We start from the raw sequence: 243 nt of genomic DNA on the forward strand, positions 1-243 counted from the left end.
CTTTACCACACCGGACTTCAGCTTCACATCTTGCGAAACGGACACGACGCGCACCGCAAGTGCGCCAGTGTCTTTCTTCTTGTTGGCGCGAAGCACCAGCTTGAAGGTTTTGTTGGCCGGGAGACGCATGCTACCCTTTACGCCTTCTGCGCGATCAGCGGCCTTTGCCGGGAACTTCTTGTCGTTCGTGGGTTTGAATGTGACGGCAGCGAGCCGTGCCTGAATCGCGAGAAGAGTGCGCAT

The 243-nt window shown here is 57.2% G+C and carries 1 protein-coding gene; it reads right to left on the reverse strand.

Annotated elements, in window-relative coordinates:
* Window positions 1-243: hypothetical protein (locus tag AC1RPQ_RS08635; protein ID WP_481762372.1), on the reverse strand; the 243-nt coding region annotated here is incomplete at both ends.

Source organism: Dellaglioa sp. CoH-57-MRSF-21 (assembly GCF_056781915.1).